Raw genomic sequence first — 14,503 nt, 5'->3', positions numbered from 1 at the left:
AGGCTGGTGAGATGGACCGCAATCAGCTCAGGCTGCCCCTTGACGAGGCCGCATTGCGTGCCGAAGCGATTGACACCGGGTTTTGGCGGCAACTCGACGTCGTCGCCCAGACCGGCTCCACCAACGCCGATCTGCTGGCACGAGCGGCATCGGGCGGCGACATCGACGGGGCGGTGCTGATCGCCGAGCACCAGACCGCCGGGCGTGGCCGTCATGGCCGCAGCTGGTCGGCCGCTCCGAGGGCGCAGATCACCATGTCGGTCGGGGTGCGTGTGGACGATGTCCCCACGACCGCGTGGGGCTGGCTGTCGCTGGCCGCGGGTCTGGCGGTGGTCGACTCGGTAGCCGCGGTGACCACGGTCGAAGCGGGCCTGAAGTGGCCCAACGACGTGCTGGCCGGTGGCGGCAAGCTGGCGGGAATCCTCGCCGAGGTCGCGCAGCCGTTCGCGGTCGTCGGCATCGGGCTCAACGTCACGCAGGCCCCGGAGGAGGTTGGCGATCCCGGGGCAACCTCACTTCTCGACCAAGGCGTGACGGCACCCGATCGGGACGTCTTGGTCCGCAGGCTGCTGCGTGAGCTCGGGGAGCGGGTCGCGGACTGGCGGGCCGCGCGCGGGGCCCCCCAGGTGGCGATCCAGCTGGCAGCCGACTACCGGGCCCGCAGCCTGACCATCGGGTCACGCGTGTGTGCTCAGCTTCCCGGCGGACAGGATGTTGTCGGGATCGCGCGTGACATCGACGAGCAGGGCCGGCTCTGCCTTGAGACCTGGGAGGGCGATCAGGCTCGAACCGTCGTGGTTTCCGCCGGTGACGTCGTGCATTTGCGGGGCTAAGGTCGCGATCATGAGGTATCCCGACAATGCCCTGGCCGCCGGCGAGCAGGTGGTCCTGCATCGTCATCCGCACTGGAAGCGCCTGATCTGGCCGGTGGTCGTGTTGATCCTGGTGACTGGGCTGGCCGCGTTGGGCTCTGGGTTCGTCAACTCGACGCACTGGCAGCAGCTCGCCAAGAACATCATCTACGGCGTGATCTGGGGCATCTGGTTGGTGATAGTCGGCTGGCTCACACTGTGGCCGTTCTTGAGCTGGGTGACCACACATTTCGTGGTGACCAACCGGCGGGTGATGTATCGGCACGGGGTACTGACCCGAAGCGGGATCGACATCCCGCTGGCGCGGATCAACAGTGTGGAGTTCCGGGACAAGATTCTCGAACGGATGTTCCGCACCGGAACGCTGATCATCGAGTCCGCGTCACAAGATCCGTTGGAGTTCTACAACATTCCGCGCCTGCGCGAAGTGCACGCGCTGCTTTATCACGAAGTCTTCGACACTCTGGGCTCAGAGGAGTCGCCCAGCTGAGAATATCGACTCGCCCGGCTGTGCCAAGCCCGCAACAGCGTGACGTTGCCGTCTTCTAAGCCGCCCTCTAAGACGTCCTCGAAGACTTCGGCAATGCCGCCGGCGGTGAGGGCAGATTCCAGCGCCTTGTCGGGATTGCGGGCGAACTGGTCAGGGAAAACCCAGCGCCGAAACGCCCAGAAGCGGAACGCCATCTGCAGCAGGTTGCCGATGATGTAGGCCGAAAGGAAGTCGGCGAGGTTCTCCACGGTCAGTGACACCGTCGGCACCCGCAGCTGCAGGACGTAGCTGGAGAACCACAGCGGCGCCATGCTCAGCAGCACTCCGACACCGCTGAAAGCGAAGAACAGCAGCGCCTCGTGATGGCGCTCGCGGCCGCCACGATCCCGGAAGCTCCACTCCCGGTTCAGCACGTAGGACGCGATGACCGCGACGATGCCGGCGATCACCTTGGCGGTCACCGGTTTGGGCTCGAGAATTGTGAGCTTCAGCGTGTAGAAAATTGCCGAGTCGATGATGAATGTGGTGCCGCCGACAATGGCAAACTTGATCAGTTCGTGATGGCGCAGCGCAAAGGGTTGGACCACCCCGGGAAGACGCGCAATCGTGGCATCGGCAAAGGACACAACCACTCAGTGTACGGACGTACGCAAAATCGACGCAAAATGGTAGATAACGAATGCGTCGCATAGCCGCTAAACACGCCGGTCAGGCGCCATGACAACATGAGGGCGTGCCGAGTTCTCGCACCCCGCTGGTCGCCATGATTGGCGGCGGTCAACTTGCCCGGATGACTCATCAAGCCGCGATCGCGCTCGGGCAGAACCTGCGCGTGTTGGCTAATGCGCCCGATGACGCCGCCGCACAGGTCACTCCCAACGTCGTGATCGGCTCGCATACCGACCTCGAGGACTTGCGTCGAGTTGCGGCCGGAGCCGACGCGCTGACCTTCGACCATGAGCATGTCCCAACCGAGCTGCTGGAGAAGCTGGTCGCAGAGGGCGTCAACGTGGCGCCGGCGCCGCAGGCACTGATGCACGCTCAGGACAAGCTCCACATGCGCCGACGGCTGGAGGCCCTGGGTGCCGCGGTACCCCGCTACGCCGGGATCCATAGCATCGACGAACTCGATGCCTTCGCGCAGCGCATAGCCGGCCCCGTGGTCGTGAAAGCTGTCCGCGGCGGTTACGACGGGCGCGGGGTGAGGATGGCCCGCGATCCTTTGCACGCCCGCGAAATCGCGGCCACCTTCCTGGCCGATGGGGTGCCGGTGATGGCCGAGGAACAGGTGAACCTGCGCCGCGAATTGTCGGCGCTGGTGGCGCGCTCGCCGTTCGGCCAGGGTGCCGTCTGGCCGGTGGTGGAGACGGTGCAGCGCGACGGCATCTGTGTGCTGGTGATCGCGCCGGCGCCGGAGCTGCCCGACGAGACGGCGTCGGCGGCGCAGCAGCTGGCGTTGCGCGTGGCGGCCGAACTCGGGGTCGTCGGTGTGCTTGCCGTTGAGCTGTTCGAGACGACCGATGGCGCATTGCTGGTCAACGAACTGGCGATGCGGCCGCACAACTCCGGGCACTGGACCATGGACGGCGCCCGTACCAGCCAGTTCGAGCAGCATCTGCGCGCGGTGCTCGATTACCCGCTGGGTGGTACCGACGCCATCGCGCCGGTGACGGTCATGGCCAATGTGCTGGGCGCCCCGCAACCGCCGGCGATGACCCTGGACGAGCGGTTGCACCACCTGTTCGCGCGGATGCCCGACGCTCGTGTTCATCTCTACGGCAAGGCCGAACGCCCCGGTCGCAAGGTGGGGCACATCAACTTCCTCGGCGACGGTGTTGGCAAGCTGCGAGAACGTGCTGAGCTGGCCGCACACTGGATGTCGCACGCGCAGTGGCGCGCCGGCGACGATGCAGAGCAAAAGAGCGATGTGGGGGCACCTCCCGCTTGCGGGGGAGAGGAGCGGCGCTAAATGCCGGACGGATGGGATCCACATGACTAAACAGGCCGCTCGGGTCGGCGTGATCATGGGCAGCGACAGCGACTGGTCGGTGATGCAGGACGCGGCCGCCGCGTTGGCCGAGTTCGATATCCCGATGGAGGTTCGGGTGGTTTCGGCGCATCGCACGCCCGCGGTCATGTTCGACTACGCCCGCGGCGCGGCCGACCGCGGCATCGAGGTGATCATTGCCGGAGCCGGCGGTGCTGCGCACCTGCCCGGCATGGTGGCCTCGGCCACGCCGCTGCCGGTGATCGGCGTGCCGGTGCCGCGGGCCCGCCTCGACGGCCTCGACTCACTGTTGTCAATCGTGCAGATGCCGGCGGGTGTTCCGGTGGCCACAGTGTCCATCGGCGGCGCCCGCAACGCCGGCTTGCTGGCCGTGCGGATGTTGGGGTCGTCGGACCCGGAACTGCGTGCCCGAATAGTGGCGTTTCAGGACCAGCTGGCCGAGACGGTCCGCGCCAAGGATGCGGCGCTGCAGCAGCTTCAAGGTAAAGTTACCGGCGCTTAGCAAGGAGACCAACATGGCTGGATGGGCCGGAAACCCGTCATTCGATTTGTTCCAACTGCCCGAGGAGCACCAAGAGTTGCGGGCGGCGATTCGTGCGTTGGCGGAAAAGGAGATCGCTCCACACGCCGCCGATGTCGACGAGAACTCCCGGTTCCCGCAGGAGGCCTTGGACGCGCTGAACGCCTCGGGCTTCAACGCGGTGCACGTGCCCGAGGAGTACGGCGGCCAGGGTGCGGACTCGGTGGCGGCGTGCATCGTGATCGAGGAGGTTGCCCGTGTCGATGCGTCGGCCTCGTTGATCCCCGCGGTGAACAAGCTGGGCACCATGGGCCTGATCCTGCGCGGCTCCGAGGAGTTGAAGAAGCAGGTGCTGCCGCAGCTCGCCGACGGCACCGCGATGGCCTCGTACGCTCTCAGCGAGCGGGAGGCGGGCTCGGACGCGGCGTCGATGCGGACCCGGGCCAAGGCGGACGGTGACGACTGGATTCTCAACGGCGCCAAGTGCTGGATCACCAACGGCGGCAAGTCATCCTGGTACACCGTGATGGCCGTGACCGACCCCGACCTGGGCGCCAATGGCATTTCGGCGTTCATGGTGCACAAGGACGACGAGGGCTTCGTCGTGGGCCCCAAGGAACGCAAGCTGGGTATCAAGGGCTCACCCACCACGGAGCTGTACTTCGAAAACTGCCGGATTCCCGGCGACCGGATCATCGGCGAGCCGGGCACCGGGTTCAAGACGGCGCTGGCCACCCTGGACCACACCCGCCCGACCATCGGTGCACAGGCGGTCGGCATCGCCCAGGGCGCATTGGATGCCGCGATCGCCTACACCAAGGACCGCAAGCAATTCGCGCAAGCGATCAGCGATTTCCAGGCCGTGCAGTTCATGCTCGCGGATATGGCGATGAAGGTGGAAGCCGCCCGGTTGATGGTCTACTTCGCCGCCGCCCGCGCCGAGCGCGGCGAGGGCAACCTCGGATTTATCTCCGCGGCGTCGAAGTGCCTGGCCTCTGACGTGGCCATGGAGGTCACCACCGACGCGGTGCAGCTGTTTGGCGGTGCCGGCTACACCGTTGACTTCCCGGTCGAGCGGATGATGCGCGACGCCAAGATCACCCAGATCTACGAGGGCACCAATCAGATTCAACGCGTGGTGATGTCGCGGGCACTGCTGCGCTGATCCTTATCGCGCTCGCCCGTGACTGGCCAGGGTCGATCGTCAGGTTTAGTTGCTGCAGCAACATGGGTGTGACGGGTTGACGGTGGACGCAGTCGCGGCGACCGCCAGGGCTCTCCCACAACCCCAGGCCACCCTCGATGAGCAAGACCGCCAGGCTCACCCAGGCCAGCCGCCGCGCCCGAGGACGTTCCGCTGCCACTCGGCGTCCCGAGTGAACGATATCGGCCAAGCATGCAGGGACCTCTCACGGCAGGCCAGCAACACCACAGGTTCGCTAGAGAAGTCCGAGTAGCCGCAAGTCCGTGATGTACTTGACGATGATCGGCGCCGAGATATGCGGGATGTCTTTGTCGGGGCCAATTTTGGCTTGTCGCACCGCGTCGCGGAACCGGTCTGTCGGTGCGGTGGACCCGCGGATCGGCTGTGCGGGCTTTCGCTTCAGATAGTTGTGCAACAGCGGCAACAGCCACAGCAGCGAGTGGTGGCGCTGTCGATCCGGCAGTGTGCGCATCGCGGTTTCGAACCGCTGCAACCACTCGTCGTAGTCAGCGATCCGCTGGATCGGGCAACCTGCGTCGATTAGCCAGTCGACATATTCGTCGAGTCCGATGCCGTCGTCGTGGGGGTTCATCACGTGGTAAGTGTGGAACCCGTCGGTCGCCTGTGCTCCCAGCGTGGCAATCGCCTCGGCGATGAACTCGACCGGCAGACCATCGTAGTGCGCCCGTTGCCGCTTGCCGTCGGCGTCGAGCTGGTAAAACGAGGTGGGCGCGATGCCGGAGGCTACCAGGCTAAGTATCCCCCGGGTGAAGGTGTCGGTCGGGTTGAGCTGGCCCGCATACGTGGTGTCGGCCAGGATCATGTCGCAACGGAAGACCGCGACCGGCAGGCCACACAGGTCGTGAGCCTCTCGCAGCAGCACCTCGCCGGCCCACTTGCTGCTCGCATAGCCGTTGGCCAAGCTGTCGTCGATCTTGCGGACCGGGCTGATAACGCGGATGTCGGCGTCTTCGGTGAACGCCGTCGGCTCGATTTGATCGCCCACGCTGGCCGTCGATGCATACGCGTAGCGCTTGAGCTTCGCGGTAAGCGCAAGCCGGATCAGCTCGGCCGTGCCCAGCACATTGGGGCCGAACAGCTGGCTGTACGGCAGCATGTGGTTGACCACCGCGGCGGGGTCAACGATCAGGTCGACCGTATTGGCCAGCCGCTGCCAGGTTCGCGGGTCTAGGCCCAGGTCTGCTTCACTCTTGTCGCCGGCGACGACTTCTAGGTGCTCAGCGGCCAGTTCTCGGTAATGCGCCAGCAGCTCTGCGTCGCCGCTGTCGAAGGTGCGTTCGAGGCGGTGCCGCGCATCCTCGGTGTTCTTGGCTCGGATCAGGCAGATCAGCGTGCCACCGGCCTGTTCCGCCCGCCGTAGCCATTCCAGGGCCAGGTAACGCCCGAGAAAACCGGTCGCCCCGGTCAGCAGAACCGTCCGGTTCTCGGTGCTGGCGGAAGACAGCATCGGAGCGGCGGCCAACGTTGTGGCGTCGATGAACTTGTCCAGCCTGAGGTCACCCGCATGCACTTTCGTGGCGTCGCGGCCATGCACCGACACGAAGCTGGGCCGCCTTGCGCTGGCCGTCCGTTCGGCGTCCGGCGCAGCGTTCACATCGAAGACTTCTCGCACCAGGTTGCCGCACGATAGCACCGACACCTCAGCCACACCCTCATCAACCAGATGACCCTCGCCGTCGGTGATCCCGGCGACTCGGGCCAGCCCGGCTACGGTCTGCTCAGTGAAAATGTCGCGCGGCCTACACGCGATACCGGCAGCACGGGCCCGCGCCGCCACCTGCATCGACAAAACACTGTCCCCGCCCAAGTCGAAAAACGACTCATTCACCCCGACGCGCTCCACACCCAGCACCTGGGCGTAGATGCTGGCCAGGATCTCCTCGGTGGGGGTTCCCGGAGCGCGATAACACTCGGTGTTGCTGTAGTCGGGTGCCGGCAAGGCCCGGACGTCGAGTTTGCCGTTGACCGTCAACGGCAACTGTGGCAATGCCACCACCGCGACCGGCACCATATACGCAGGCAGTCGGGTGGCCAACTGCGCGCGCACGACGCTCGGGTCGACTGTCCCGGTGACATAGCCGACGAGACGTTTGTCGCCGGGACGGTCCTCGCGGGCGATCACGACCGCCTGATCCACCCCGTCCAGCTCGGCCAACGCTGCGCGCACCTCACCGAGCTCGATGCGGTAGCCGCGGATCTTGACCTGCTCATCCGCACGCCCGACATACTCCAATTCCCCATCAGCACCCCAACGCACCAAATCCCCGGTCCGATACATCCGCCCCCCCGGCGCTCCGAAGGGGCAAGCCAAAAAGCGTGATGCCGTCAGCCCGGGCCGCCGCAAATACCCATACCCCAAGCCCGCACCAGCCACATACAACTCCCCAACCACCCCGGCAGGCACCGGCCGCAACCAGCCATCCAGCACAAACAACCCGAGGTTGGCCAGCGGCACCCCGATCGGGATCACAGTGCTGTGGATGTCTTGCTCAGCGATCTCACGGAACGAAACATGCACCGTCGTTTCGGTGATGCCGTACATGTTGATCAGCCGCGGACGTTCCCGATGGTTGGTGAACCAACCCCGAAGACGTTGCGGCTCCAGGGCCTCGCCGCCAAACACCACCGCCTCAAGCTGCAGCTGGCGTCCCAGCTCCGGGTCCGCCGCGTCGGCGGCTGCCAATCCGTAAAACCCCGAAGGGGTTTCGCTGAGCACGCTGACCTGTTCGGCGACCAGTAAGGCCAACAACTCCGCGGGGGCGCGGGTGACCGCTTCGGGCACCACCACCAACCGGCCACCACGGAGCAGCGGCCCCCATATTTCCCACACCGAGTAATCGAACGCAGTCGAATGACACTGGCTCCAGACCTGTCCCGGCCCCGCGGGAACCTTTTCGGCATCCAGCGAGTCCAGCAGCTGGGTGACATTGCGATGGCTGATTGCCACGCCCTTCGGAGTTCCGGTTGTGCCCGAGGTGTAGATGATGTAGGCGATATCGGCGGCAGCCGGTGCCGGCAGCGCGGTGCTGGGCTAGGTGTCGATCGCGGGATCGTCTATATCGATCACCACGACGTCATGGCCGGCCAGCCGGCCCGCCAGCGCCGCGGTGGTGATCGCGGCCACCGGACCGGCATCACCGACCATGAAGTCGATCCGCGCCTGCGGGTGCGCGGGATCGATGGGCAGATACGCCGCCCCGGTTTTGAGTGCCGCCAAGATCGCAATGACGGCCCGGGCCGAACGCTGCACCAGCAGCCCCACCACATCCCCAGCACCCAGCCCATGGCTGATCAACAAGTGCGCCAACCGGTTCGACGCCTCATCAAGCTCGCGGTAGGTCCACGACTGCCCCTCAAAGACCAGCGCGGTGGCCAGCGGGGTCCGCTGCACCTGCGCGGCAAACAATTCCGGAACCGACACCGACACCGCGGCGGGGGTGATCAAGGCGGTCCTGTTACCCCACGCGTCGAGACCGGCGTGCTCGGCCTCATCGAGCAGATCGACAGACGACAACCGCCGGTGGGGATCCGCCGTCATCGCCACCAACACCCGCTCCAACCGCCCGACCAGTGCCTCAACACTGGCCGCGTCAAACACATCGGTGCGAAACTCCACGCGGAAACCCAGTTCCCGGCCCGGCATCACTTGCACCGTGAGCGGGTAGTGGGTGGATTCCCGGATGGTGATATCGGCGATGGAGAGCTCGTCAGCACTCTGGGTTGCCGCAGCGTCGATTGGGTAGTTTTCGAAAACGAAAAGGGTGTCGAACAGCCTTTCTTGACCGGTGATGTGCTGGATCTCGCTGAGCGCCATGTGCTGGTCCTCGACCGTGTCGTTGTGGAAGCGCTGCAGCTGACCAACCAGGTCAACGGCGGTAGTCGCGGGCTCGATTAGGGCGCGTACCGGCAGCGTGTTGATCATTAGGCCCACGATCGATTCCGCGCCGGCCACCTCGGCCGGCCTGCCGGAGACCGTGATGCCGAATGTGACGTCGTGCTGGTCGGTCAGCCCGACCAGCACCTGCGCCCAGGCGGCTTGCAGAACAGTGCTGACGGTGGTGTGGCAGGAGCGGGCCAACCTGGTCACCGCGTCGGCGGTCCCGGCGGGAGCTTGGAACCACTCAATGCCTCGACCGCCCAGCCCTAATCGGTCCGGTGGGCCAACCAGTGTGGGGGCCTCGAAGCCGTCGAACGCCGAACGCCAGACTGTGCGGACGGCGTCGAGGTCGCGTCCGGCAAGCCAGGTCACGAACTTGCGATATGGGACGGGTGTGGGCAACGAGTGTCCGTTATAGGCGGCGAAGATTTCTTTCAGCAGAATCGGCACCGACCAGCCGTCGAGCACGATGTGGTGGTTCGTCAGCACCAACTGGTGGCGATCTTCTCCGGTGCGGATGAGGGCGGCGCGAAACGGTAGCTGGTTGCTGATGTCGCACACGGCGGCGCGTTCGGCAGCACATACCTGCTGGATATTCTTCTCGACGGCGCTACTGTCGACGGCTGCGCTGAGATCCAATTCTTGCCACGGCAGCTCGGGGTCGCGCGGGATGATCTGGACCGGTTGGTCGTCCTGTTGCCACACGAATCGGGCCGCCAGGTTCGGGTGTCGGGTTAGCGCTGTTTGGACGGCGCCGCGAAGGCGGTGGCGGTTGAGCCGACCGGTGAGGGCGATATCGAGCTGCACCGCATAGGGATCACTCGCGTCACCCTGCACGCTGGTGGCTGCGTGGAAGAGCAGTCCCTCCTGCAGGGGGGTCAGCGGCAGAACGTCAGCGACCTGGTATTTCCGCTCGAGTGCGTCGATCTGCTGTTGGTTGAGCCGGGCGGGCGCGATGTCGGAAGGGGTCAACCCGCCCCCGCCCTCGGCGACATGTTTAACAATGCCGTAGAGCGCGTCGAACCACAGCTGACTGACCCGGGAGATCTGGTCGCGATCGAGTTTTGAGGACGCCCACGTCCAGTTGGCGTGCAGTCGTGGGCCCCCCCGGGCTGCTGAGCCGGGGTCGACAGTGACCGCGTTGAGCTCCACCGTGTGCAGCAGCGGCATCGGCAAGCCGCCGTTGCTGTTGTCGGTGAACACCGAGTCCCACGGGCTCATCCGCCAGATGTCATCGGCGGCCGAAGCCTGCGCCGCGGGTCCGCCCAGGCGTCCCAAGTAGTTGAATCCGATCGCCGGATCCTCACTGGCGAGGTCCACATCGGGATTGAGGTAGCGCAGCAAACCGTAGGTCAGGCCGTCCGGGAGGGCTCGAAGTTGCTCCTTGGCGTTCTTGATCACCGGTCCTAGCTCATCCTCGCCCGCCGCGATCTGCGTCCAGGACAGCTCGCCCACCGCTAGCGACACGGGGTATTTGGTGGTGAACCAACCGACGGTGTGCGACAGGTCGATGCCGGGGTTCAGTTCTTCGTGGCGCCCGTGGCCCTCCACGTCTATGCCGATCGGCGCACCCGACGTGCCCAAGAATTCCGACCACGCCAGACCAAAGGCGATGAGCAGGATGTCTTGGACGCCGGCATGAAACGCCGCCGGTACCTCCCCGAGCAGCATGCGGGTTGTCTCGACATCCAGGGATGCCGACAGGTGCGTGGCGGTAGCAAATGTGTCCACCGATGGCGACACCGCGGGCAACGCGGCGGGCGCCGCCGCCACCTGCCGCCAGGCGCCCGCCTGGTCGTTGACCGCGGTACTGCGAGCGTGCTCGGCCAGCACCGACGCCCACCGCCGAAATGACGGGCCCCGCGCCGCCAATTCCACCCGCTCGCCGCGGCGGTGTTGGTCCCAGGCGCTATTGAGGTCGTCCAGCAAAATCCGCCAGGACACTCCGTCAACCGCCAGGTGATGGATCATCAACACCAGTTGAGCCGTGGCGGCAACCCACAACGCGCTTAGCATTACTCCGGCACCTGGATCCAGCCGGGTTCGGGCCGCCACGAGCGCCTCATCGGACAACGCCGCTACCGACTGCACACACTCGGCCGCATCGACGGAGCCGGGTTCGGGCACCGACAGCGACCAACCCCCGGCGCCGTCGTCATCGACCCGCAACCGCAGCATGGGATGGCGGTCGAGCAAAGCCTGCAGCAACATCACGACATCGTCATCGCTCACCCCCGCGGGAGCCTGCAACAGCGACGACTGATTGAACTGCCCGACTGGGCCGTCAACGCTTTGCAGCCAACGGATGATCGGTGTTGCCAGCACCTGGCACGCCGCACCATCGCCGTCGTCAATCCAGCCATCCCCGTCGTCACCGGCAACACCGGTTACTCGGGCTAGCCCGGCCACGGTTTGCTCAGCGAAGAGATCCCGGGGACGGCACACCACCCCCGCAGCGCGCGCACGTGCGACCACCTGGATCGTCAGGATGCTGTCTCCGCCCAGGTCAAAGAACGATTCCTCGACCCCGACCCGTTCCACCCCGAGCACCTGGGCATAAATGCCGGCCAGGATCTCCTCGACCGCGTTGGATGGGGCCCGGTACAAATCCACTTCCCCGTAGTCGGGGGCGGGCAGGGCGCGGATGTCCAGCTTGCCGTTCACGGTCAACGGCAACTCGTCCAACACCACCACCGCCGCGGGCACCAGATAGCTCGGCAACCGATCCGCGAGCACTGCACGGATGGGGCTGGCCTGGACGCTGCCGGTGACATAGCCCACCAACCGCTTGTCGCCGGGACGGTCTTCACGGGCGATCACGACCGCCTGATCCACCCCGTCCAGCTCGGCCAACGCTGCGCGCACTTCACCAAGCTCGATGCGGTAGCCGCGGATCTTGACCTGCTCATCCGCCCGCCCGACATACTCCAATTGCCCGTCAGCACCCCAACGCACCAAATCCCCGGTCCGATACATGCGTATTCCCGGCGCCTCGGCACCACCGAACGGACACGCCACAAACCGCGACGCCGTTAGCCCAGGCCGACCGAGATATCCATAGCTGACCCCCCGACCCGCCACATACAATTCACCCACTACACCCACCGGTACCGCCCGCAACCAAGCGTCGAGCACAAAGAAGGCAAGGTTTGCCAACGGAACCCCGACGGGGCTAGCACTGCTATCGGTGTCCCTTTGGACGATCTCCCGAACCGAGGCATGCACCGTCGTCTCGGTGGTGCCATACATGTTGATCATCCGCGGCAGTCCCGGATGGTTACGCAACCAAGTCCGAAGACGTTGTGGTTCAAGGGCTTCACCGGCAAAAACCACAGCCTGCAGCTTCAGCCGAGGTGCCAACTCGGGCTGCATCGCGTCGGCAATTTGCAGTGCCGCAAAGGCCGACGGTGTTTGACTCAAGACGGTGACTTCTTCAGAGACCAGCAGGGCATGAAAGTCCATCGCAGAGCGAACCACTGCATCGGGCACCACGACCAGCCGCCCGCCATGCAACAGCACACCCCACATCTCCCAGACCGAGACGTCGAAAGCATACGAATGCCACTGCGTCCACACCTGTGTCGACGTCGGCGCCAGACCCGCAGGTAGCCGCTCGAACAGCTGGATCGCATTCTCGTGGGTGACGGCCACACCTTTGGGAATACCGGTGGTGCCCGACGTATAGATGATGTAGGCGATGTTGTCCGAGGCCGGCGCCGGCAAGGCGGAGCATGGAAGGGTTCGGATACGGGGGTCTTCAACGTCGATGACAACCATGTCGCGGCCACCCAACCGCGGGCGCAGCTCAGCTGTGGAGATAGCGGCTACCGGAGCGGCGTCCTCAACCACGAACGCGATCCGCGCCTGCGGGTGCGCCACGTCGATTGGCAAGTAAGCCGCCCCGGTTTTCAACACCGCCAAAATCGCCATAATGGCCTGTGCCGAACGCTCCAGCAGCAGCGCCACGCACCGACCCGGGCCGACTCCCTGATCAGCCAGCAGGTGTGCCAGTCGATTGGCGGCCTTGTCGAGCTCCTGGTAACTCCACGAGCACCCGCCGCACACCAGCGCCACTGCTGCCGGGGTGCGTGCCACCTGCGCGGCAAACAACTCCGGAATCGACACCGCCGGGCGTGTGAACCGGCTCAAGGCCGCGCGGTTCCCCCACCTATCCAGGCAGGCATGCTCAGCCTCATCGAGCAGATCGATCGACGACAACCGCCGACCCGGATCAACGGTCAACTCCAACAACACCCGCTCCACCCCGCGAGCCAAAACAGAGACGTCGAAATTGGAAAACGGTTGGCCAGCGCCCGCCGTGCTCAGAAAGAGTTCGTCAGCGCGCCGCGAGAACAACATCGCAAAGTGACCAACGTAGCCAAGAGTGGTATATACCGCTGATGCTTTAGCACCGGCGAAGGCGAAGGTTATTGTCGACGGCATGAAATTAACGGTCACCCGGCCCGGCGCCCGTCCTGAGCCGCCGGAGCGAGCCTTGCGCTGCCAGGCTTGCACCGGGAACCTCTGATGTTGCAGCGCTTCTCGCAACCGTGAGTCGACATGCTCGCAAAATCCGGCGACCGTAGACCCGGGTGAGGCCTGCAAAACCAGTGGCACCACGCCGGCAATCATTCCGGGAATCGTCATCGCCGCTGGACCTAGTCGCCTGCTGACCGGGATATCGAGCACCACCTCGTTGGACTGGTCACCACACCATGCGTGTACAAACAGTGCGCACGCTGCGGTGATGACCGAAGACCGCCGCATCTTCAATGACTTGGATAGCGCCAGAACTCGGCGGAGGACGAAAGGATTCAATCGAACCGGCTCGGAAATCCAGCACGGGTCACGCTTGCTCTGCACTTGTTGCGGCCGGTAGTCCGGCGTCCCACCTGACGGGAGATTATTCGTCCAATAGGCCAGATCTTCTCGATATTTGTCAGCAGCTTCATAGTTTGACTCATAGGAAATTAAATCGCGTAGTGAACCAAAGGAAACTGGGGGGACTGATGCGCGCGATACCAAGGCGGAGTAGACGGCAGAGAGACGGTTGGCGAAAAGTGCACTGCCGAATCCGTCAATGACAAGATGGTGGCAGCAGGCGAACCCATAGGATTTATTCTGCCGCGTCTGAAACAAGGCAAACTTGAACAACGGGCCGGTCAATGGCATCGGTGTGCGCCAGATCGCTTCCGCTAACCGGCGGACTTCCTGCAGGGAGTCCACGGAATAGCTAACGTCGTAGCAGGCAACATCGACTTGCGGATAATCGACGGCCCTTTGGCGAACTTGGCCATCGATCTCAAAGAAAGCAGCCCTGACGGGTTCGGCCTCGCTAACTACCCGACCGACTGCCAATTCAAGCAAATCATGCTCAACCGCTCCCTCGATTTCGATTAACAAACTAATCTGCCATTGCCGGTCCGACTGGCCGGTCTGCTGCGCCAGCCATATGTCGAGCTGCCCTGGCGTCAGCGGAAATTCAGGCTCATTGCCATCCATTTGACCATT

6 protein-coding genes and 1 pseudogene are annotated in these 14,503 nt (G+C 64.8%); 5 read left to right on the top strand and 2 right to left on the bottom strand.

Features of this window, described 5'->3' with window-relative positions; all coding sequences use genetic code 11:
• Positions 1–11: 11 nt before the first annotated feature.
• Both MSIMFI_RS09625 and MSIMFI_RS09620 read left to right on the top strand, forming a co-directional pair.
• Positions 12–833 (top strand): biotin--[acetyl-CoA-carboxylase] ligase, encoded by an 822-nt coding sequence (locus MSIMFI_RS09625; protein WP_191497034.1) that lies wholly within the window; start codon positions 12–14, stop codon positions 831–833.
• A gap of 10 nt (positions 834–843) precedes the next feature.
• Positions 844–1,362, top strand: a complete 519-nt coding sequence (locus MSIMFI_RS09620) for a PH domain-containing protein (protein ID WP_186241942.1) — start codon at positions 844–846, stop codon at positions 1,360–1,362.
• Here the strand turns inward: MSIMFI_RS09620 and MSIMFI_RS09615 are convergent.
• Positions 1,317–1,988 (bottom strand): GtrA family protein, encoded by a 672-nt coding sequence (locus MSIMFI_RS09615; RefSeq protein WP_191497033.1) that lies wholly within the window; start codon positions 1,986–1,988, stop codon positions 1,317–1,319. The genes MSIMFI_RS09620 and MSIMFI_RS09615 overlap by 46 nt on opposite strands.
• Positions 1,989–2,095: 107 nt before the next feature.
• Here MSIMFI_RS09615 and MSIMFI_RS09610 point away from each other — a divergent pair, with 107 nt between their 5' ends.
• The 3 genes from MSIMFI_RS09610 to MSIMFI_RS09600 are packed head-to-tail and all read left to right on the top strand — an operon-like array spanning position 2,096 to position 5,055.
• Positions 2,096–3,331 (top strand): 5-(carboxyamino)imidazole ribonucleotide synthase, encoded by a 1,236-nt coding sequence (locus MSIMFI_RS09610; protein WP_263597365.1) that lies wholly within the window; start codon positions 2,096–2,098, stop codon positions 3,329–3,331.
• A 22-nt stretch (positions 3,332–3,353) separates the two neighbouring features.
• Complete coding sequence (gene purE, locus MSIMFI_RS09605) at positions 3,354–3,872, top strand: 5-(carboxyamino)imidazole ribonucleotide mutase (RefSeq protein WP_191497032.1); 519 nt, start codon at positions 3,354–3,356, stop codon at positions 3,870–3,872.
• 13 nt (positions 3,873–3,885) lie between these two features.
• Positions 3,886–5,055, top strand: a complete 1,170-nt coding sequence (locus tag MSIMFI_RS09600) for an acyl-CoA dehydrogenase (RefSeq protein WP_186241945.1) — start codon at positions 3,886–3,888, stop codon at positions 5,053–5,055.
• Positions 5,056–5,329: 274 nt separating this feature from the next.
• On the opposite strand, the pseudogene MSIMFI_RS09590 reads toward MSIMFI_RS09600, so the two are convergent.
• A pseudogene (locus MSIMFI_RS09590) lies at positions 5,330–14,494 on the bottom strand (amino acid adenylation domain-containing protein).
• Between the last annotated feature and the right edge of the window lie 9 nt (positions 14,495–14,503).

This window comes from Mycobacterium simulans, assembly GCF_900232995.1.
Taxonomy (GTDB): Bacteria; Actinomycetota; Actinomycetes; order Mycobacteriales; family Mycobacteriaceae; genus Mycobacterium; species Mycobacterium simulans.
Note: the sequence above shows the minus strand (reverse complement) of the source record. Positions and strands in the feature narration are given on the sequence as shown.